Below are 21509 nucleotides of genomic sequence, written 5' to 3'. Positions count from 1 at the left end.
TCAAAGTCATGGTGTTTTTAAATCGGCGCCCGTTTTGGCTGTGTGACCGGTCCTGCGAGAGGTTCCCATGGATGACATCGGCCTCGTGATCCCCGGCTGCACCCAGGCTTCGTCCCGGCCGGTCGCGCGCGTGACGCGCCGGATCGACGCCGCCTGCATCCGGGCGCTGTTCACGGCAGCGCTTGCCCTGCTGTTCCTTCGCGGCGTTGCCGCGGCCGCCGAGCCGACCGCGTCCACCGGGCCGTCACTGGCCGGCAATCTGCTGCCGGTGGAGCGTCTCGCCGCCTGGAATCCCGGGCTGATGTCAGCCGGCGGTATTCCGAACCGGACCATCATTTACCGCACGCTGTCTCCGAGTGGGAGAGACGACAGCAGCGCGATTCAGGCTGCCTTGACCGCTGCACCCGCCGGCCAGGTGGTGATGCTCGGCCCCGGGACGTTCATCGTCAACGAGCCGCTCCTGATCAGCCGGCCAGTGACGCTGCGCGGCGCCGGCGCAGGCGCGACCAGGCTGGTGAAAACCAACGGTGCGCGGGCACGAACGCCGGTCGTGATTGCCGGCACCAAGGGAATCCTGACGCCGGTCGACCCGAGCTCGTACAGCTACGACGCCAAGCCTGTCATCATCGTCGGACCTTCGCGCTGGAACAATGGCCCCGACAGCAGCGCGTCGCAGGACCTGTTGGCGGACGGCGATCAGGGGACGTCGACCGTCGCCCTCGCCAGTGCCGCGGCCTTGAAGCCGGGCGATTTCGTTCTGCTCGACGAGGTCTCAGGCGCATCGTGGCAGGCGACGCCGGCGGGTTTTCCAGCGGGAGCGAAGGTCTGGCAAGGCGACCGCGTCGCCTGGAACATGCACTATCCGGTTCAGCCGGGCGACGACAATGCCGGTGCCAATGCCGGAGGTCCCTATGACCAGGCTCCCGGCGTGTTGCCGAAGTCGATGTCGTGGTTTGCCCGGACCGACCGGGCGACCGCCGAGATCAAGGAGATCGCCTCGGTGACCGGCAGCACGGTGACATTCACCTCGCCGCTCACGATCAGCTATCGCCGGGATCACCAAGCGCAGCTCACGCCTTATAGCACCGACCCGAACAGCGGTCGCCACGCCGCCAACAATCGCGACATCCACGTTGCCAAGGTGGGCGTCGAAGATCTGAGCATCGTCGGCGGGGCGGACGGCGCGTTGCGGTTCGAAGCCGCTGCTTATTCCTGGGCCAGATCCGTCGAGGTGACGCAATGGCTCGGCGAGGGCGTGGCGATCGACAATTCGTTCCGGGTCGAGCTCCGCGACTCCTACATCCACGCCGGCTCGTGGCCGCAGCCGGGCGGCGCCGGATACGCGATCAGCCTGGCGACGGGCTCCTCGGAGGTCCTGATCGAGAACAACATCCTCGTCGACGTCTGCAAGAACATGGTGTTCCGGTCGTCCGGCGCCGGCAGCGTCGTCGGCTACAATTATGCCGACGACTCGTTCGATTTCGACAATCCCGGCTGGGTCGAGGTCGGCATCAACGCGTCGCACATGGCCGGCGCCCATCACGTCCTGTTCGAAGGCAATCTGTCCCACAATGCCGACAGCGACTACACCCATGGCAACGCGATCTATCTGACCTTCTTCCGCAACCATCTCACCGGCCAACGCCAGCGCTTCGTCGATCGTTCGGGCGTTCGAGCCGTCGGTCTCGCCTATGGCTCGTGGTGGGATTCGTTCGCCGGCAATGTGCTGGGCCAACCTGGACGCATGAGCGGTTGGAGCTACGACGATCCATCGATGCGGGCCGGAACGGCGGTTTGGGGGCAGGGCGGTGTCGGCAACGTCTGGGTGCTTGGCTACGACCCGGAGCGATGGACCATGGCGCCTGATCCGAAGACGCTGGCCACGGTGATCCGCGGCGGCAATTTCGACTATCTCACCGGCAAGGTGGTCTGGACGGACGCTCTCGCGGCGCAGCCGCTGCCGGCGTCGCTGTATCTGAGAGCCAAGCCCGGCTTTTTCGGCAGTCATCCGTGGCCCTGGGTGGACCCAACCGGGGATACCAAGCTGCATACGTTACCGGCCAAGGCGAGATTCGATGCGGGCGCGCCATTCGCGGCGGCGCCGGGATCAACGCAATAGCGCTGGCGTGACGCTTCAACGGGCCTCCCGTCAGGTGCGGACGCCGAGCCGTGGCCGCCAAGCCGGCCGTGTACGGCTCCAACGAGCCGACCGCCTGTTCGCCGGCTGAGCGGCGGGCATGCTCTGTTGCGACCTCCGCCAGTATCGCGCGGCCTCGACCGTGACGAGCACGAATACCACCCAGGTCACGTCGAACGCGCGCAGCCACAGGGTTTCGAGCAGGTTATAGAGCATGACGAACAGCGCGACGGACAGCAGGATCCACGCCCGCTTGTAGTCGTGCTTCATCACGCGGCCGATGACGTGAACGGTGGCCGCCAGAAACACGAGGAGAAAGGCAAATCCGACATAGCCAAGTTCCAGCATCGCATCGTAGTAGCCGTTGTGGGAGTTCGGCATGGCCTTCACCCAGCCGGGTGCATCGGTGATGCTTGGTGCGTCGGCACCGACCAGCCAGAAGCTCTGATAGCCCCATCCCAGGAGCGGCCTCTTCGCGATCTCCAAGTTAGAGAAGGCCCATATGGTGGTTCGGCCGGTGAAGCTGGAATCACCCGTCAGCAGATAGGCGATGCGGCTGGTCGTGAAGCCCGCGAGCTCGCCGACCACGAAGTAGCCGAGGATGATCGCCACCAGGATCAGAAGCGGTGCAACCCGCAGCGTTCTCGCAAGCGCCAGCGTCAGGATGGCCAGGATCGGGGCGACCAGAGCGAGGCCGAGCGCGGTCTTCGAGCTCGAGAAGAAGATCAGGACGATGGCACCGACGGCAACGACGATCCCGAGCGCGCGGCGCGTTCCGGGATAGAGCAACTCGTGAACCGAGAGCAGGAACGCAATGGCGGCAAACTCGCCCAGCAGGTTCTTGCCCGAGAAGTAGCCCTGGTAACCGATGTCGACCAGCGCGTTGCCGTACTGCGCGTAGGTCGCGTAGCCGCCGGGGATCAGCAGAACATTGAGGATCACCCCTGCTGCAAAGCAGAGGAACACGCCGCGCAGGATGTCGGCGCTCGGCCTCGATAGCAGGGCGGGCAGCACGATGGCGGTGAGGACCATCGCTTCCTGGACGAAACGGACGAAGGCGAATTCGGGTTTGAATGCCCACGCGATGCTGGCGCCGGCCAATCCAAAATAGACGCAGAGACTGATGATGTTGGGCGCAGCGGCAAGCCGCTCGCCGCGGGCGAGGCGTTGCATCGCAACGACGATGGCGATGGCCGCGAGGACAGGCCAGAAGATCCGGTTCTCGATCCGGCTCTCGAGCAGGCCCTGGAGCCCGGGCGATGGCGGGAAGCCAAAATAGATCAGCGGCTGAATGAGGGACGAGTAGGCGAAGGCGAGGACCGGAATCAGCGCACAGACATCGAACGTCCCCGCGGAGGCGCGCGGCCCGGCCGACATCGACGTCGTCGCTGAAATTCTCGGCATCGATCTCACCCGGATATTCGAACGGCGTGGCCCCGGCAGCCGCCGGGAATACCGTCCGTGAACATTATCCGGAGATGCAATTAAATAAAAGGACTTCGACGTGCGCCGGGAAGGTATTGCTGCAGCCGCGCCGCAAATCTGCCCTGGCATTTACAAATAAACCGTATTAAATAAATGGTATGATTTAAAATTAAATAGTGGCTTTTGGGTCGCACGTTATTCGGTCGGGGAGGTGCGGCAGGGATCCGCAACCCGGAATCCTCGTGCGGCGGGCAGATTGAGGGAGAGCGGCGGATGCTGACCACGCATGAATTGCAGGAGCCGGGATCCCCCCTTTATCGCGTGGGGCGCTCCGGGGCGGGTCGCGATCGGCCGGAGGTCGATGCTGCCGCCCTGGCCGACGCCGCGATTCCCGACGACCTCGCGCGCGACGTCTATTGCGTCCTCGGAATACCGGTCGATGCCATCGGCATGCGCGGCGTACTGCGCCGCATCCGCGACGCTGCCCGACGCAGGACCCGGCTTCTCATCTCGACTCCCAATCTCAACTTCCTGGTCGCCAGCCAGTCGAACAGGAGCTTCAGGGAGTCGCTGATCCTGAGCGATCTTTGCACGGTGGACGGCATGCCGGTGGTCTGGATCGCTAGGCTGCTTGGGATTCCGATCAAGAGCCGGACGGCCGGCGCCGATATCTTCGACGCGCTGAAGTCGGAGGCCGCGCCGGCAAACGCGCTGAAGCTCTTTCTTTTCGGTGGCCCGGAGGGGGCCGCCGAACGGGCCGCCCGGACGCTGAACGGCCAGTCGGCGGGATTGCAGTGCGTGGGCTGGTTGAACCCCGGCTATTTGTCGGCCGAGGAGTTGAGCCGGGATCACATCATCGACGAGATCAATGCCAGCGGGGCGGACTTCCTGGTTGCCTCGCTCAGCAGCGTGAAGGGACAATCATGGCTGCAGCGCAATCATGAGTGCCTCGAGATTCCAGTTCGCGCCCACCTCGGCGCCGCGCTCAACTTCCAGGCCGGCACGGTGAAGCGCGCACCGGCGATCCTGCGCCAATCAGGCTTCGAGTGGCTGTGGCGCATCAAGGAGGAGCCCTATCTCTGGCGCCGCTATTGGAACGATGGCACGGCGATGCTCGGCCTCATGCTCACCCACGTGTTGCCGTTCGTGGTGTGGACCTGGTGGATGCGCCGCACGCATGAGCGGGGTGAGGCGCTGACCATCACGCAGGACTATGGGACGCGCGCGGTCACGCTCAGCCTGTCGGGGCCCGCCGATGCGCGTCACGTAGACCGGGCCATTCCGGTGTTCCGCGCCGCTTCGGCGTCCCGCAAGCCGGTCACGATCGATTTCTCGAACGTCTGCGCCATCGATGCGCGCTTCCTTGGATTGTTGCTCATGCTGAGGAAGCAATTGGAAGCCCAGGGCTGTACCGCGACCTTCGTGGGCGTTTCGCCGCTGATGGCCCGCATCTTCCGCTTCGGCGGTCTGGACCAGCAATGAGAGAGGGAGGCCTGTCATCGGTCGCATCACGGCTTCAGCAGTCGGTGGTTCGATGATCGCCGCCGCGACGCTTGCCCGCGTTGCGAAGGATTGCCTGAGCCGTCAGTCCGACCGGCGCCCATCGGCTGACCGTCGCCCATGGAGCGACGTGTGTTCGGAGATTGAGCGGTGAGCGCAGCAGGCCAGAAGAGGCGCGAGCTTCTGATCGACTTCTATCGAAGCTGCGCGATGTTGTTCGTGTTCTATCATCACACGGCCAACGTCTTTCCGGACTCCGTCGATCTGTTCACGAAATTCAACCCCTTCGCCGAGCTGTTCGTCGTGATCTCGGGGTTCATGGTCGGGTACGTCTATCTGCACAAGGAGAGGCACGGAGAGCTCCTCGCCCGCGGCTTGAAGGTGCTCGCCGCCTATTTCGTCATCTCGGTGCCGGTCGCGGTCGGCATGGCTGTTCTGGGGAACAAGCGAGAGCCGGTGGGGCAGGCGATTTTCGACGTGCTGACGTTTCAGTCCGAGCCGACCGCCATCACAATCCTCAAGTTCTACGGGCTGATGTTCCTGCTGCTGCCGGTGATCCTGCCGATGTTCAAGCGCGGCAGGCTCCTGGTGCTCGCGTTGTCGGCTGCGATCTTCGTGGCCTCCACCTGGTTCAGCAACACGAGCACGGCAGCCAAGCTCGAGAGTCCCGCCATCATTCTGTTGCTGTTCTCGCTCCAGGCGCAGATGTTCTTCGTGATCGGTATCTGGCTCGGAGATCTCCATCGGTCCAACCGCTTGATCGGACCCGCGTTCTATACGGCGCTGGCGGGGATCTTCACCTTCGGGCTGCTGCTCGATTACAGCCTCGGCTTTCCCAGCAACGGCGAAAAATACCCCTATCGGTTCGACAAGCTCCTCAACCTGCTTTGGACATTGCCGCTGCTGTTGGCGCTGCTGTGGGCGGTGTTCGCGCGCACCCGGCGATCGCCGGCGGTCGCGCTCATCCTCAACGTCGGCCAGAACTCGCTGATCGCGTTCCTCGGGTCGGAGGTGGTGCGGCAATCGGTCAAGCTCGCGCTCCTCCTGGGCGGCGTCCACCCGCAGGTTTACGGCCAGACCGTGATGGGCCTGTTCGATGTCGTCCTGGTCACCGCGGTGCTTTGGCTCTACCGGGCGCACTGGCTGAACCGCCAGACAATGCTGCACCCGCTCAGCGGGCCGTAGCCGCATCTTTCGCCTGAAAGTGTTGCCCTGATGCGCTTGTTCGAATCCTCCCGGGCGGCTTAGCTCATCGCTAACCAATGGCCGCTAGCCTCTCGAAACGCCCGAGGAGGCATGAACTGATGTGGGTGATCGCGCTTCATTTTACAGCCGGGGTGGTTGCCGGGACGATGTTCACGGTTCGCACGCTGCTGGCGCTCGCCGCGATCGTCTTCATGGAGTGCATCGCGGCGTCGATCATCAGCGGGCTACCGGCCGCGCTCTATGCCGGCGCCGGTCTGATTGCAGTCCAGGTGGGCTATCTCTCGGGCGTCTATGTCCGCAGCGCTCTGGAGCGTGCCGGCATCGCCCATCCCTCCATTCGCCCCGAGCACCAGCGCTGACCGTCGATCGATTTCCGTTGCCGGCCGCGGCCTATGGCGCGCACCGGCCGGCGCGCGCTGATCGACCTACTCGGCCATCACGCTCCCGTAACGGGCGTAATATTTGTGGTTGTAGTAGTCGCCGAAATGATTGGCGTAGCGCTTCAGCGCCTTCATGTTCGTCTTGTTGAGCACGACGCCGAACAGAGCATCGTAGACGTTGGGAGCCGTGTTCAGCGCGTGCTCGACCACCTCGGCCGGCGTGCGCCCCCATTCCACGACGAGGACGAAGCTGTCGAGCAGCGCGGAGATGGCGCGCGCGTCGACAACGGGCGCGAGCGGCGGAAGATCGACGATGACGTAGTCATAGGCTGCCCGCAGCTGCTCGAACAGCTTGCGCATCTGCTCGTTGCCGAGGATGTCGCTGGTGTCGCGCTGCATGGCACCCGTTCCCGGCAGGAAATCCAGGCGCGTCAGCGGGTCGGTCCAGACTGCGTCTGCGAGCTGGCATCCTCCCAGGACGATGTCGGCGATCCCAGTGCTGGCATCGGGGGCCAGCATGGCGGAAAGCGACGGATTCCTGAGGTCGCAATCGACCACGATCACACGCTTGCCTGAATTTGCGATGAGCTGAGCCAGCGACGCGGCGATGATCGACTTGCCTTCGTTGGGCAGGGCGGACGTCAGTCCGAAGACCTTCCGCGACGTCGGGCTTGGATCCTGGTCGATGGCGACTTTCAACGAGCGGATGGATTCGGCGAAGCGCGATGTGGGCATGGCGGATGCGGCCCAGCAGGTCCCGGGGCCTCTCGTCACCATTCGCGGGCTGGAATCGGGTTCGACCTTGGAAACGGCGTTGACCGTCGCTTTCTTGGTGAACCGGTCGACCTCGCCTCGTTTGAGCAGAGGGACGACCGAGAGGCAGGGCAGGCGCAGGCGATCCTCGACCTGGTCGGTCGTCCGAAAGCTGCGGTCCTTGACTTCTGCGAGCAGGCCGAGGCCGCCGCCGAGCGCCAGGCCCCCGAACAGGCCGAGCGCCATCAGCACGATGGACTTCGGCTTGATCTTCTTCTTCGGCGGCGTGGCCGCTGAGATCACCCGCGCCTTCGCAATCGGGAAGGAGCCCTGCTGGACTGAGCCCATGTAGCGCTGAAGAAAGGTGTCGTAGAGCGTGCGATAGCTCTTGGCGCTGGTCTCCAGCTCGCGGAGGCTGAGCTCGGCCGCCCTGGTATCCTGCGACCGGACAACGGCCTGTGCAAGCTGCTTCTCGATCTCCTGCTGCTGCTGCTTGGACTCCTCGTAATCGTGCTTGGCGACGTCGGCAAGGCGCCGCACCTCGTCGACGATGGCCTGGCGGATGCTCTTCATCGTCGCGCGAATATTGACGACCGCGATATGATCCTTGCCATATTTGGCGGAATACTCGTACTCGCGCTTGGCGTTATCGAGGTATTGCTGACGCAAGCTGTTGATGATGAGCGTGCTGTTCGAATTGCTCAAGGAGAGACCGTCGGGCGGATTGACATTGCCGCTGAGCTCTGCCGGGGAGAAGTCGGAGACCGCGGCTACGCGGTCGATCGTCATATCGGCACTGCTCGTCGCGAGCATGTCGTCGAACCGATTGAGCCGGGTCATCAGCGAGGCGGTACGCGTGCGCACTGCCACCAGGCGGTTGGTGAGCTCGGTGACCTGCTGCTGGTCCATGAACCTGCCGTCGGCCGAGACGATGTTGTACCGGCTTTTCAGCTCGTTCACGGAACGTTCGGTCGCGGTCGCGTCGTTGCCGAGATCCTGCAGGCGGTCGTGAAGCCAGGCGGTGATTGTGCGGTGCTCGTTCGCGTCCGCCTTCAACTGCTGATCGAAATACTCCTTGACGATGGCGTTGGCGATCATCGCCGCCCGATTGGGGTCGCTGGCGCTGAAATCGACCTCGACGACCGTGCTCGTGCCAATTCGGAAGGCGTTCATTCTGCGCTGGAATTCGTCGAGGAGATCGTCCATCGAGGGCGCGTTCGGCTGCGGCGCCGAACCCACGAGGCGGCGAACCGCATCAACCGCACCATGCAGCGGGCTGGCTTTGCCGTTGAAGTCGGGATCGTCCGCCAGATTGAGCTTGTCGATGACCGCTGTCGCGATCGACTTCGATTTGAGAATCTCGATCTGCGATTCCATGTCGAGCGGCGGCTCGTCCTGAACGGGCGGTTGCGGCTGGACGACTGCGGCCTTCGAGGTGGTGCCCAGCATGATCTTGACGTCGGCCGAGTAGGTGGGCGGCAGGATTTTCAGCAGGGCGAAGCTCGCCAGGAGCGAAAGCACGGTGGTGATCGCAATCACCAGATAGTGCCGGCGCAGGAATCCCAGCGCCATGTCGAACGGTCCGGGTCCGCTACGTTCCCAACCTTGCTCCTGTGGGGAGGGGTAGGTAACCGTGCTCGCGTTGGGATTGTGCAGCATGTTTGTGGGGCTTTTCAGTTGCGCTTCGGACGTCAGAGCCGCCCGGTTTGCCTGCGAGAACGAGGATCTTGTTTTATAACCATTAAATGATCTGGGAGTGCCGCGCGATTTAATTTATATTAAATCTGATTTTGCTCAGCAAGTGGCTCTGCAAAATTAAATGTCGCCGGCGTGCAGGACATGCCTTGCGCTTGCGGCGGCCTTCTCGGCCGGCCAATGCCGGCGTCGCGGTCGGCCGCATACCGGTATTTGGCTGCCGCGTAACGGCTTGTAACAGTCGCTCCCGGCCCATTGCCAAGCTACGGGTTTTGGGCATCAGTCCTGGCGATGAGCATGCCTGCGGCCACGCTTTTGATGGTGGAGGACGACCCGGAGATCAGCCGGCTCGTCAGCGATTTCATGCGCCGGGAAGGGTTCGAGATCGAGGTCGCCGCCACGGCGCCGGCGATGGATGCCGTGCTGCGGCGGCTGCGGCCCGATCTCATCATTCTCGACCTGATGCTGCCGGGAGAGGACGGGCTTTCGATCTGCCGCCGGCTGCGGCAGAGCGACGACATTCCCATCCTGATGCTGTCGGCCAAGAGCGACGAGATCGATCGCGTGGTCGGGCTGGAGCTCGGCGCCGATGATTACATGGTCAAGCCGTTCGGGCCGCGCGAGCTATTGGCCCGCGTTCGGGCGCTGCTGCGGCGCACCCAGGCGAGCCCACCGCGTGACGCGAGCCGGCGTTTCGGTTTCGACCGGTTCGTACTCGACGTCGATGCCCGCAGCATCGAGATCGTGGATGCGCAGGCCGCGCCGATCCAGCTGACCTCGGCGGAGTTCGACCTGCTCGCCTGCTTCGTGCAGCGGCCACGGCGGGTGTTGAGCCGCGACCAGATCCTGGACTGGACGCGCGGCCGCTCCGCCGAGCCGTTCGACCGCACCGTCGACATGCTGATCTCGCGGCTGCGGCGCAAGCTCGATGCCGCAAGCCCGGGAACGAACCTGATCACCACCGTCCGCAACGGCGGATACCTGTTCACGGCGACGGTGAGGCCGGTGGCGTGATGATGCGGCTGACGCTTGCGATGCGTATCGGCCTCATCGTCATCATTGGTCTGCTCGCGATCTGGATCGTCACCCTGGCGCGATTCTACCGCGCCCGGACCGCGGACCTCGAAGGCGCGACGCCGCCGCCGACGCGGCTGGCCGAGCTCGCCGAACTGATCGAACGAACACCCGGGGCTGAGCGGGGCAGGGTCGTCGATGCCGTGTCCTCTGACCGCTTCGAGGTCCGGCTGGTCGGACCCGACGCGGCGGTCCGCCTTCCGCGCACCGAGCCCGCGCCGGTCCGGTCCGGATTGCGCGACGCCTATGCCGGTGCGCTCGGTGCGCGCCCGCTGACAATCACCTTCGTGCCGGAGCCGGAGGGACGGTGGTTGCCCAGGCTCGCGCGGACGCCGCAGAATGCCCTGGAGTTTCGCATTGGCCTGAACGGCGGCGATGTTCTCGTCGTGGACTCGCGCGCGTCGCTGGTGCTGACCCAGCAGGGGCTGCCGATCGGCTTCGGCGCGGGCCTGTTCGGTACGCTGGTCGCGCTGTTTGCGCTCCTGATCATGCAGCGTGAGACGCGGCCGCTGGCGCGCTTGGCGGCCGCCGTCGACCGGGTCGACCCCGGCGGGGCGGCGGTGCCGCTGCCGGACGTTCGCCGCAATGCGCCCGAGGTTCGCGCCGTGGTGACGGCGTTCGGGCGACTGCAGGACCGGCTTGCCGATCTGATGCAGGCGCGCATGGCGCTGGTCGGCGGCATTGCTCACGACGTTCGCACCTTTGCCACGCGGCTGCGGCTGCGCGTCGACCAGATCCCGGATGACGCCGAGCGGCAGCGCGCCGTGATCGATATCTCCGACATGATCCGCCTGCTCGACGACGCGCTGCTTGCGAGCCGGGCGGGTGCCGGCGAACTGCCGCAGGAGCTCGTTGCCTTCGACGAACTGGTGCGCGCGGAGGTCGAGGATCGCCGCGCGCATCAGGCGCGGGTGCGCTTCGACCATGCAGGCGACGGGCGCGAGCAGCTGATGCTGGGCGACCGCGTCGCGCTGCGTCGTATCGTCGCCAACATCATCGACAACGCGCTCAAATATGGCGAGGCGGCGCATGTCTCGCTGCAACGCCAGCCGGAGCACGCCGTGCTGACGGTCGACGACGAAGGGCCGGGGATTCCCCGCGACCAGCGCAAGGCCATGCTGGAGCCGTTCACGCGCCTGGACACGTCGCGCAATCGCGGCACCGGCGGAGCCGGGCTTGGACTGGCGGTGGTGCGGACGCTGGTGGAGGCCCATCGCGGCAGCATCGCGATCACCGACGCGCCGCGCGGCGCCCGCATCGTCGTGCGGCTGCCGCTGTTTCTCGACGGGCCCGGCGACGTGCATTCCGATCTGACGTGATCGACGGCAGCGTCGCGATCGGGGCGCTGTCTTTAAGCGGTGGCAGCCCGTCGTTCTTCTCGTAAAAGTTGAGACGACGACGTAGCCGGTGGGAACGATGCGGCGGCCTCGTCTTCGCCTGACGCGATGTCGACGATGCGCCCGCTTGATGATCGCGTGGAGATTGTGATAGGTATTCGATGCATCCTCATTGCATCGCCGCGCGGATTGAACTGGGCGTGGCGCCGATTTTGTAAACCCATAGTACCGAATGTCATTCAACCGCACGGGCCGCGCGGATCGCGGACCCGTGCGCCGATGGACGACGTCGTTCCGGCTCGCCCGGGCGAGAACGTCCGAGGTCAGGGGATCATCGACATGGCAGCAACAAAGACCCGCGTGGCGATATTGGGCGGCGGCATCGGCGCGTTGAGCGCGGCCTTCGCCTTGAGCGAGATCGATCCGCGCGGCGAGCGCTACGAGATCACTCTCTATCAGCTCGGTTGGCGTCTCGGGGGCAAGACCGCCAGCGGACGCAACGCCAAGCAGGGCCAGCGCATCGAGGAGCACGGACTGCATATCTGGGCCGGCTTCTACGAGAATGCCTTCACCATCCTGCGTGCCGCGCTGAAGGCACTCGATGCACCGCCGAGCGATCCGATCAGGACGATCGATGATGCGTTCAAGCGGCAGAGCGAGATCTTCTACGCCGAGTACACCGACGGCCAATGGCTGCCCTGGCCGTTCTGGTTTCAGCCGGATGTCGATGAATCGGTCTATCCCGGCAGGGATAGCCTGTGGGCGCCCGCCGACAACATCGTGCCACCGCTCTCGACCCTGCTGCTGCGGACCATCGCGAGCATCATCTTCAACCTGAACTACTATCTCGAGGACTGGCCGGGCGACCAGAATGCCGAGCTGGCGAAGGCGATCGCCGCCATGCCCGCCGAGCGGCAGGTCCGGCTGGCGGCCGTCTCGCCTGATGGCAAGGGCCATCCGCTGCTGCTGCTGGCCCACCGCGTCGGCGAGAAGCTGCACAGTGACGTCGAAGCGATCCGCCGCGATGCCCAGGGCGACATGGCGGCGCTGCTCCATGCGTTCCGCGGCATCGTCAAGGAGCACCAGACGATCGACGGCCTCGAGGAGGGCCTGCGCCGGCTGTTGATCCTCGCCAATCTCGGCATCTGCATGCTGCTCGGCATCATCGAGAACGACTGCCTGACGGACGGGCTGGAGGTTCTCGACAGATACGAATTCCGCAGCTTTCTGGCGCAGCAGGATGAAGAGGCCGCCAACAACGCCATCGTGACCGCTCTCTACGAATACATCTTCGCCTTTCGCAACGGCTCCCGCGAGCCGTCGCAGCAGCAGGTGTCGGCCTGCTCGGCCGTTCAGGGACTGCTGCGGCTGTTCTTCACCTACAAGGGGGCGTTCTTCTATAAATCCGTCGTCGGAATGGGGGATACGATCTGCACTCCCATCTACCAGCTCCTGGCGCGGCGCGGCGTGAACTTCAAGTTCTTTCACAAGGTCACGAGTCTCGAGCCGACCAAGGACGGCAGCAACATCGCGACCATCCACATCGACAAGCAGGTCGAGTTCGTCGATGGCAGATATGATCCGCTGGTCCTGGTGAAGGACTACTGGTGCTGGCCGTCCGAGCCCAAATGGCAGGAGATCGAGAACGGCGAGTACTACGCGCTGAAGGGCTACAATTTCGAGAACGCCTATGGTCCCCCCAACCCGCCGCAGCCGCCTCCGGCGGCCCGGCTCAGCCTGCAGCTCGGCGAGGATTTCGACCAGGTGGTCCTCGGCATCTCGGTCGGCGCGCTCGATGAGATCTGCCGGCCATTGATGCAGCAGAAGCCGGCCTGGGCCGACATGGTCGGCAATCTCCCCACCGTGCGCACGATGGCGCTGCAACTCTGGCTCGACTGCGCGGTCGGAGATCTCGGAGGTCCCTATGTGGCGCCTGGACCGTCGCTCGAGACGATGGGACCGATCGTCACCACCTGCAAGCCGCCGCTCGACACCTATTCCGACATGTCGCAATTGCTGCCGGCCGAGGACTGGCCGGCGCCGGGGCCACGTTCGATCGCTTATTACTGCGCCATCATGAGTGACGACAGCGCGCCGAACGACGAGCAGCTTGCCGCGGACTATGTGAAGAACGCATCCAAGGACTGGATGACGTCCTGGCTCGATACGCTGTGGACCAACATCGGCAGCGGCAGCACGTTCCGCTGGGATCTCCTGCACGCGCCGAGCGACATCAGCGGATCGGCGCGGCTCGACTTCCAGTTCTGGCGTGCCAACATCAATCCGAGCGAGCGCTATGTGCTGAGCCTGCCGGGCACGCTGCGGCATCGCATGGAGCCCGGCAAGTCCGGCTACGACAATCTCTTCCTCGCCGGCGACTGGACCCGTGTGCCCGAGATCAACGCCGGATGCGTGGAGGTCGCGGCGATGTCCGGCCTTGCCGCCGCCTCGGCGCTGTCCGGCGTCTACATTCCGATCGTCTCGACCAGTCCGGAACCCTACATCACCAACGCCTACGTCAACTACGCCGGATGGATCACGCTTCCGCCGACGCCCTATATCTGCAACGACTCGACCTTCTACGGCTTCGCCATATCGGCCGACCTCGGCGCCTGCCAGCGGTTCCTCGACCGCTCCTTCAACCGCGTCGCGGGCCGCGACCAGTTCCGCGTGATGCTGGACATGGCCTTCGTCAACGTCATCCAGGTGCGCAAGAGCCAGGCGGCCACGCCGCCCTTCGCGGAGCAGGGCACGATGTCCGAGACCGATGTCGGGCTGTGGCTCCTGGTCGGCAGCTATGAGCGCGGCGCGGTGCTGCCGAAAACGATCGGCTTCGTGCCGGCCTATCTGTTCGTCGACAATGCCTGGTCGGTGGTTGCGGGGCAGGAGGTCTGGGGCTTTCCCAAATATCACGCGACGATCGCCCAGCCCGCCAGCGCGCCATCGAACGATCCGTTCGACGTCTCGGGAATGGCGATTGCCTGCTACGGGCCGGAGGCCCATGCCTCCCAGCAGCGCATCATCCGAATCGAAGGCACGGTGGGATCGACGCCGACCGCGGCGGCCTCTCCGGCGGATGCATTCCGGCAGCTCTGTGCCGGGGCCGACCAAGAGCGAATGAAGCAGCTCACGACCGGGCCGGGCATGGCGTCGTTCCTGGGCGGCGTCTGGGGCCTGCCGATCCCCGTGTTCTATCTCAAGCAGGCGCGGTCGGCGGACAGTCTCACCGCGGCGAGCTACAAGACGCTGTTGAACGGCGCGCTCGACCTGACGGGGCTGCGCAGCTGGCAATTGCAGTCGGGCAACTGGTCGATCGAGATGAGCGCGCTCGATAGCCTGCCGTTCATTCGCGATCTCGGGCTCGGCACGCCCGTCGACGGCAAGCTCGTGCTGACCGCGACCACGCGCATCTGGGCCGAGATCGATTTCACCGTCGCCAGGGCCAGCCCCATGGCCTGAGCAGGTCGTCACGCCGATTGTCGCCTCGGCGCGTCATCGTCGATGGCGGCGAGCCGCGCCGCCGCCCGGCGCAGGAACGCCGACGCGCCCTGCGCCTCGGCGACCGCGACGGCCTCGCGTAGCGCGGCCGTCACCTGGCCGGGTGCGGTGTCGGGGAGGGCGGCCAGGATCTCGGCGCGCCGCCGATGCAGCGGCGACAGGAAATAGCCGTCGCCATAGCGCCGCGCGGCGTCGATCGCCGCGTCGATCGTCTGCATCGCCTCGGCCGTCTTGCCGACGATCAGTTGCAGACCGGCGACCTCTCCGAGATAGAAGCAGGAGAAATGCATCATGCCGAGCGTCTGGAACGCCGGCAACGCCTCAGATGCCGCCGCCAGCGCCTCGTCTGGAGTCCTGCCGAGATGGCCGCGGGCATGCGCCTGCAGGCTGCCCGCCACCAGCTGATAGAGCGGATAGCCATGGTCACGGCAGATGCGCAGGGCCTCCTCGGTGGCGAGGAGGACATCCTCGTAGTCGCCGCGTGCGAGCTGATAGAAGGCGAGCCACGACAGCGCCCAGGCGAGGTCGAACGGACGTCCGAGCCGGCGCGCATGCGCGATGAGATCGCTGGCGACGGCGGCCGCGCCGGCATCGTCGCCCATCGCATGCAGCACCTGCAGCAGCGAGGCCTGGCCGGCGACCAGCGGATCCTGGGAGGACAGTTGCGGTAGCCGCGCGCCGTCCGACGCCTGATAGAGCTGCACCGCGGCGGCCAGCAGCCGGCGCGCGGCGGGGAGGTCGCCTCTGGCGAAGAGAATGTAGCCCAACGCAACGCCGCTCTCGATGCGATGCTCGGGAAGGCCGGTCTGCTCGCCGATTCCCAGGCACAGATGCGCCATCTCCTCGGCGCCATCGAGATCGCCCGCGATGATCAGGAAACTGCAGATGCCGCGCAGCACGGCGAACAGGCCGGCGGTGTTGCCGAGTGCGTCGCAAATCGCCCGTGCCTCGGACAGCGCCTTGCCGACCTCGGGCACGGTGTAGCCGCGCGAGGCGGCGAGGCTGACGGCAAGCCCGATCAGGAGCTCGAGCTCCAAGTCGGCGCGCTCGCCGTCGGCGGATTGATGACGCAGCAGGTCGAGCGCCGTCTGCAGATGTCGCGCCGCTTCGACATGCGCGGCGCGCGAGGCGGCGCGCCGGCCCGCGTCCGCCCATAGCGGGATGGCTTCGGCGATCGCGCCACTCTCGGTGAAATGGTAGGCCAGCAACTCCGGCTCGGTGTCCCGCGTCTCGGGAAAGCGATCGCGCAGCACCGCGGCGATCCTGCCGTGCAACGTCTGGCGTTCGCGCCGGAGCAGGGACTCGTAGGCGGCGTCGCGGATCAACGCGTGCTTGAACGTGTAGAGGCTGTCGGGCGGTGCGCCGCTGCTCTCCACGAGGCCGGACTTGACGAGCTGATCCAGGCTCTCGCCGAGCCTGGCTTCGGGCTCCGCCACGATGGCCGACAACAGATCGTAGCTGAAGCGGCGGCCGATGGCGGCACCGAGATTGGCAATCCGGCGCGCCGGCCCCAATCGGTCGAGCCGCGCAACCAGGGAGTCCTGCAGCGAGGCGGGAATGGCCACGCTCGCATGGCCGTCCCGTGCGGGCGCCGCGGAGGCTTCGACGACGTACTTCGCCAGCTCTTCCAGGAACAGCGGAATGCCTTCGCCACGGTTGACGATCTGGCGTAGCGTCGCTGCCGGCAGCGCGGCCGAAGCGGCCACATGGGTGCAGATCCGCTCGGCGTCGCCGTGACTCAATCGCCCGAGCGGGAGCCGCGTGACCTTCGGGCTCGCGGCCCAGGGCGGCTCATATTCGAGCCGGGCCGTGACCACGATCAGCCAGCGGCGTTGTGCGGCGCGCTGGATCGCCCGATCGAGCAGCTCGAGCGTGGTCGTGTCGCTCCAATGCGCGTCTTCCAGCACCAGCAGCGCGGGCCCGGTCGGCACCATCATGTCGATCAGCCGGAGCAGCGTCTCCCGCGTGACCTCCGAGCGCTTCTCGACGGTCATCGTCTGCAGCGGATTGTCCGGTTCGGGCGCGACGCCAAGGACGTCGGCGAGCACGGCGCGCGCGGTGGTGTCGGTGACGCCGTGCGCGTTCATGAAGCGATCGAGCTTGTCGCGGCGCGTCGCTGCGCCGTCGGTGCGGTCGAAGCCGGCGATGAGCGCGAGCTGTTCCGAGATCGGATACAGCACGCTGTCACAACGGGTGGGGCTGCAGTGCCAGATCATCTGCAGCTGGGAGACGTCGGCCACGCGCCGCCGCAGCTCCTCGACCAGCCGCGACTTGCCGATGCCCGGCTCGCCATGGAGCAGCACCACCTGTCCGCTGCCGAACCGCGCCGCCGCCCAGCAATCGAACAGACGCGCCAGCTCCTGGTCGCGCCCGACCAGGGGGGAGCTTTCGCCGCGAATGCGGGCGTGGAAACGGCTCGCGACGGCGGCTTCTTCCAGCACCTCGAACGCCTCGACCGGTGCGGCGAATCCCTTCAGCGCGAACGTGCCGAGATCGCGGAAGTCGAACATGCCGCGCGCGATGCGCTCGGTCGTCCGGGCCACGACGATGCTGTCGGGGGCGGCGATCGATTGCAGCCGCGCCGCGAGATTCGGCGTCTCGCCGACGATGTCGACCGGGCGGCCGTCGGCGCGGGGCATGAGGTCGCTGACCACGACGAGGCCGGTGGCAATGCCGATGCGCAGACGCAGTGGCTGGCCTTGCGGGGCATCGAGCCGGCCGACGGCGTCGCGCAGCGCGATGGCGGCGCGGATCGCGGTGGCCGCATCGTCTTCCCCCGCACGCGGATAGCCGAAATAAGCGAGCACGCCGTCGCCGGCATATTGCGTGATGGCGCCGCCATGGCGGCCGATGACGTTTTCGCAGGTCGTCAGGAAGGCGTCGATGACGCTGGTCATATCTTCCGGATCGAGCCTGACGGTGAGCGAGACGGAGCCGACGAGATCGCAGATCAGCGCCGTCACCTGCCGCCGCTCGGCGCGATGCATGCCGAGCAGGCGCGAACTCGTCGTCGTATCGGATGACGGCTGTCGCAACACCCCGCCACACCCGCCGCAGACATCCGAGCCCGGTGGATTGGGCCGGCCACAGGTTTCACAATCCATCTGCGTTCGGGCTCCCGGACACGGCTACGGAATGCGAATGAGCGCGAAGCGCGGAGCTGGCGATACGGGCGCGATCGCGGCGCCCGTATCGACCGACGTCGCGCGCCGAGCGCGAAGCATCGGTTTGCGGTACTGGCATTTCGCGTGCGACCAGGACCGGCTGATCATGTTCAACTCATAGCGCATTCGTGGCAGGGTAGCAACGGTGCCGCCATACTCGCGATGGCTCCGGGGAGCGGGGACGATATCGGACGGCTCCCCCGGGTGTCCTCGATGCTGGCGGGACCGTTCAAGCCTGCGACGATTTGACATCAATGTGAAACATCAGGTCGCCTCCCTTGCGGACAGGCGCGCGTGATCGCGCCATCCCGCGGCGGGCGACCCGTCCGGGTGATGCATCGTGAAGCCCTCGCGAGGCGTGAGGGCGCAGGGAAGGCCGGACCTCGACTGAGGCCCGTGGCCCGCCTGCGAAAAAAATGCAGGCGGCAGGTACCACAGGTCAGCCGGAAACCCGGCCCTCCCTGCGCGATGGCTGAACGGCTGCTTCGCGTTCTCCCTGGTGCGCCGGGCTTTCTGGCCACCATCCCCACGCGAAGCGAAGCCTCAACGTGAGTTGATATCAGCATCGGGATATCAGGACCGCGCGACTTGACCGTGCGTGGCGAATTGTTCGTCGGCGCGGGCAACCCGCGCTGCAATCCACCACGCCCACCGCTCCCCGCCTCGCGTCTCGTGACGACCGCGATACGCCCCTCAGCTCGAGACGGGATGCGGGAATAGAACCATGATTTCCGGAAAAACGAAAGAGAAATATTTTCGGCGCGGGGACTGGACAGGCCAAATCAGCTTGATCGCGCAGCGGAAATCAGTTTCCCGGCGCATTGAGCATCCAGGGTTGCGCCGCCCGTGCGAACTCGGGATTTGCTGGTCCGACGCTGACACGTCGTCCTGGACTGTCAAAGAGGACGACCGAGGCGCTTGGCTGCGCCGCGCCGTCACGGCCAGTCGGCGAAGTTGAGCATGGTCCGTGACTGGCCTTTGGTCCGCTGCGACGAAACACCCTTGCGCCAGGCGCCCGGTGATTGACCGGTGTGCCTGACGAAGAAGCGGTTGAAATAGGCGCTGTCCTTGAAGCCGAGCGCGAAGGCGATCTGCTTGATCGTCGCGGTGGTGGTTTCGAGCCGGGTCGCCGCCTCCTGAATGACGCGCTGCTGAATCAGCGCGCTCGGTGACCGCTGCAGCACCCGGGTGCACAGCGCGTGCAGGCGATCCGGCGTGACGCCGAGCAACGCAGCATAGTCGGCGACCCGCAACTGCTGATGAAAGCGTTCCTCGACGAGCCGGCGAAAGCGGCTCAGGATCTCGGCGCTGGAGCCTTGCGCCTCGCTGGCGCTCTCGTCGGCAAACAGCCGCCAGAAGCGCAGCACGCACAGGGTCAGCTCCGATGACATGATCGAGGCCGCGCCGCGCCGTGAGGGATTTTCGATCTCGGCTGCAATCGCCGCCATCGAGCGCGCGATGACCGCGGCGAACTCAGCCGTGACGGAGAAGGCCAGGACGGCCTCGGTGCCTGCGAGGTCGAGATAGGCGGGCTCGGCCGAGGAGGGCAGGTGGCGGTGCCAGAGCCCGGAGCGCAGCCGCAGGAGATGCCCGGCGGAACCTGCCGCGACGTCGAGATGCTCGGCCCCTCCCGCCGGTACCCAGACCAGCGCCGCACCGGCCCAGATCTGGATTTCGTCTTCGGCGAAGCGCACCGAGGCCGTTCCGGCGGTCAGGCAGAGCAGGTGGACGAACGGCCGCGCGGCATCCGAGCGCAGGGCCCAGCGCCGTGCCTCGAAATGCGAGGGGATGGCTTCGGCCCCGAGCGCTGCCGGGGTGCCACGGGCCGCCGGCGGCAGCGTCCGAGGCGCGGCATTACGCGCGGTCGTCGCCCCAGAAAAGTGCACTCTTTTACCGGAACTGTCCATTGCGCCACCCAAGCCTGCGGTGTTTCCCTCGTCAAGTCCCGACGACCGCAAACAAAAAACCGCGGACGACGCCGGGGCAGAGGAACGTCACCGATTCACCCGCGCGGTCCGCGCGCGTGAACATGGGAGGAGGACAGAGAGATGACTTCGACCAACCGTCGTCAGGTGTTGCGGATCGCGGGGGCGGCGATCGCAGCCGGCTTTGCCGTATCGGCCGCCCAGGCCCAGCAGGACAAGATCCGCATCGGTTATGCGATCTCGAAGACCGGCCCCTATGCCGGCGGCGCCGGCATCACCACGCTGCCCAACTATCAGCTCTGGGTGAAGGACGTGAACGCGGCCGGTGGCATCAAGCTCGGCGACAAGCGGCTGCCGATCGAGATCGTCGAATATGACGACCGCAGCTCGTCGGAAGAGGCGGTGAAGGCGATCGAGCGCCTCGCCAACCAGGACAAGGTCGACTTCATCCTGCCGCCCTGGGGCACCGGTCTCAACCTTGCGGTCGGTCCGACCTTGAACCGGCTCGGCTATCCGCATCTCGCGGTGACGTCGGTGACCGACAAGGCGCCAGAACTCGCCAAGCGCTGGGCCAATGCCACCTTCTGGCTCGGCACGTCGGCGCAGATCTCCAATGGGCTCGCCGAACTGCTCGGCAAGCTGAAGAGCGAGGGCAAGATCGGCGGCACCGTCGCGATGGTCAGCGTGGCCGACCAGTTCGGCATCGAGCTGGCCGCCGCCGGGCGCGAGGCCTTCAAGAAGGCCGGACTGACCGTCGCCTACGACAAGACCTATCCGATGGGCTCGCAGGACCTGCAGCCGCTGCTCAAGGATGCGATCGCGAGCAAAGCCGATGCCTTCGTCGCCTTCAGCTATCCGCCGGATACGATCGGGCTGACCGAGCAGGCGCAACTGCTCAAGTACAATCCGAAGGTCTTCTATGTCGGCGTCGGCACGGCGTTCCCGCTGTTCAAGGGCAAGTTCGGCGCGGGCAGCGACGGCGTGATGGGCATCGGCGGCTGGAACGCCGACTCGCCCGCGCTCAAGGACTATCTCGCCCGCCACAAGGCGGCGACCGGGCAGGAGCCGGATCGCTGGGCGAGCCCGATCACCTATGCCAGTCTGCAGGTGCTGCAGCAGGCGATCGAGAAGGTTGGCAAGGTCGACCGTGCCGCGGTCGCCAAGGAGATCCGCGAGGGCTCTTTCGACACCATCATCGGCAAGGTGAAGCTGAAGGACGGCCTGCTGCAGGAGGTCTGGAGCGTCGGCCAGTGGCAGAACGGCGAGTTCTACGCCGTGGCGCCGGCCTCGCTGCCCGGCGCACGCGCCGCGGTCGTGCCGAAGCCCGAGTGGAAATAGCCGGAACGAGGTCGTGAGCTTGCGGACGCGCGTCAAGGCGCGCGCGTCCGCGGGCCTCGCGCAAGAGGCACCATCCC

Annotated in this window: 12 protein-coding genes; 8 read left to right on the top strand and 4 right to left on the bottom strand. The window is 65.9% G+C overall.

Annotated elements, in window-relative coordinates; all coding sequences use genetic code 11:
• Positions 1-67: 67 nt before the first annotated feature.
• Complete coding sequence (locus tag QX048_RS33075; protein ID WP_315827761.1) at positions 68-2119, top strand: glycosyl hydrolase family 28-related protein; 2052 nt, start codon at positions 68-70, stop codon at positions 2117-2119.
• A gap of 30 nt (positions 2120-2149) precedes the next feature.
• Here QX048_RS33075 and QX048_RS33070 read toward each other — a convergent pair whose 3' ends face one another.
• Positions 2150-3691, bottom strand: a complete 1542-nt coding sequence (locus QX048_RS33070; RefSeq protein WP_315827762.1) for an O-antigen ligase family protein — start codon at positions 3689-3691, stop codon at positions 2150-2152.
• 144 nt (positions 3692-3835) lie between these two features.
• On the opposite strand from QX048_RS33070, the gene QX048_RS33065 reads away from it, so the two are divergent.
• The 3 genes from QX048_RS33065 (at position 3836) to QX048_RS33055 (ending at position 6627) form a co-directional block, all read left to right on the top strand.
• Positions 3836-5044 carry a WecB/TagA/CpsF family glycosyltransferase gene (locus QX048_RS33065; protein ID WP_315827763.1) on the top strand — a complete coding sequence of 403 codons (1209 nt, stop codon included), beginning with the start codon at positions 3836-3838 and terminating at the stop codon, positions 5042-5044.
• 168 nt (positions 5045-5212) lie between these two features.
• Positions 5213-6247 (top strand): OpgC domain-containing protein, encoded by a 1035-nt coding sequence (opgC, locus tag QX048_RS33060; RefSeq protein ID WP_315827764.1) that lies wholly within the window; start codon positions 5213-5215, stop codon positions 6245-6247.
• Between the two features lie 119 nt (positions 6248-6366).
• Positions 6367-6627 carry a hypothetical protein gene (locus QX048_RS33055; protein ID WP_315827765.1) on the top strand — a complete coding sequence of 87 codons (261 nt, stop codon included), beginning with the start codon at positions 6367-6369 and terminating at the stop codon, positions 6625-6627.
• A 66-nt stretch (positions 6628-6693) separates the two neighbouring features.
• On the opposite strand, the gene QX048_RS33050 is transcribed toward QX048_RS33055, so the two are convergent.
• The gene (locus tag QX048_RS33050) at positions 6694-8973 is read right to left on the bottom strand and encodes a polysaccharide biosynthesis tyrosine autokinase (RefSeq protein WP_315717409.1); all 2280 of its coding nucleotides are present in this window, start codon (positions 8971-8973) and stop codon (positions 6694-6696) included.
• A 414-nt stretch (positions 8974-9387) separates the two neighbouring features.
• Between QX048_RS33050 and QX048_RS33045 the strand changes: the two genes are divergently transcribed.
• From QX048_RS33045 to QX048_RS33035, 3 genes are all read left to right on the top strand, one after another.
• On the top strand, positions 9388-10110 hold the full coding sequence (locus QX048_RS33045) for a response regulator transcription factor (protein WP_315752505.1): 723 nt from the start codon (positions 9388-9390) through the stop codon (positions 10108-10110).
• A complete protein-coding gene (locus QX048_RS33040; RefSeq protein ID WP_315827766.1) occupies positions 10110-11489 on the top strand; it encodes an ATP-binding protein in 1380 nt (459 codons plus the stop codon). The genes QX048_RS33045 and QX048_RS33040 overlap by 1 nt, the downstream gene beginning before the upstream one ends.
• 357 nt (positions 11490-11846) lie before the next feature.
• Entirely contained in the window at positions 11847-14966 is a 3120-nt protein-coding gene (locus QX048_RS33035; protein ID WP_316192074.1) for an NAD(P)-binding protein, read from the top strand.
• A gap of 8 nt (positions 14967-14974) precedes the next feature.
• Here QX048_RS33035 and QX048_RS33030 read toward each other — a convergent pair whose 3' ends face one another.
• Together QX048_RS33030 and QX048_RS33025 are read right to left on the bottom strand one after the other, a co-directional pair.
• A complete protein-coding gene (locus tag QX048_RS33030; RefSeq protein ID WP_315827768.1) occupies positions 14975-18043 on the bottom strand; it encodes an ATP-binding protein in 3069 nt (1022 codons plus the stop codon).
• Positions 18044-19104: 1061 nt separating this feature from the next.
• Positions 19105-20055 carry a helix-turn-helix domain-containing protein gene (locus QX048_RS33025; protein ID WP_316200843.1) on the bottom strand — a complete coding sequence of 317 codons (951 nt, stop codon included), beginning with the start codon at positions 20053-20055 and terminating at the stop codon, positions 19105-19107.
• Between the two features lie 162 nt (positions 20056-20217).
• On the opposite strand from QX048_RS33025, the gene QX048_RS33020 reads away from it, so the two are divergent.
• Positions 20218-21432 carry an amino acid ABC transporter substrate-binding protein gene (locus tag QX048_RS33020; RefSeq protein ID WP_315752510.1) on the top strand — a complete coding sequence of 405 codons (1215 nt, stop codon included), beginning with the start codon at positions 20218-20220 and terminating at the stop codon, positions 21430-21432.
• Positions 21433-21509 lie beyond the last annotated feature (77 nt).

Source organism: Bradyrhizobium sp. SZCCHNS30572 (assembly GCF_032484415.1).
Classification (GTDB): domain Bacteria; phylum Pseudomonadota; class Alphaproteobacteria; order Rhizobiales; family Xanthobacteraceae; genus Bradyrhizobium.
The sequence above is the reverse complement of the archived record's forward strand: the minus strand, read 5'-3'. Positions and strand labels throughout refer to the sequence as shown.

What these genes read in the sequence shown, in the direction of transcription:
- QX048_RS33035 (WP_316192074.1), top strand. Translation starts at nt 11,847, where the DNA reads ATGGCAGCAACAAAGACCCGCGTGGCGATATTGGGCGGCGGCATCGGC.
- QX048_RS33020 (WP_315752510.1), top strand. Translation starts at nt 20,218, where the DNA reads ATGACTTCGACCAACCGTCGTCAGGTGTTGCGGATCGCGGGGGCGGCG.
- QX048_RS33040 (WP_315827766.1), top strand. Translation starts at nt 10,110, where the DNA reads ATGATGCGGCTGACGCTTGCGATGCGTATCGGCCTCATCGTCATCATT.
- QX048_RS33075 (WP_315827761.1), top strand. Translation starts at nt 68, where the DNA reads ATGGATGACATCGGCCTCGTGATCCCCGGCTGCACCCAGGCTTCGTCC.
- QX048_RS33045 (WP_315752505.1), top strand. Translation starts at nt 9,388, where the DNA reads ATGAGCATGCCTGCGGCCACGCTTTTGATGGTGGAGGACGACCCGGAG.
- QX048_RS33050 (WP_315717409.1), bottom strand. Translation starts at nt 8,973, where the DNA reads ATGGCGCTGGGATTCCTGCGCCGGCACTATCTGGTGATTGCGATCACC.
- QX048_RS33055 (WP_315827765.1), top strand. Translation starts at nt 6,367, where the DNA reads ATGTGGGTGATCGCGCTTCATTTTACAGCCGGGGTGGTTGCCGGGACG.
- QX048_RS33065 (WP_315827763.1), top strand. Translation starts at nt 3,836, where the DNA reads ATGCTGACCACGCATGAATTGCAGGAGCCGGGATCCCCCCTTTATCGC.
- QX048_RS33070 (WP_315827762.1), bottom strand. Translation starts at nt 3,691, where the DNA reads ATGCCAGGGCAGATTTGCGGCGCGGCTGCAGCAATACCTTCCCGGCGC.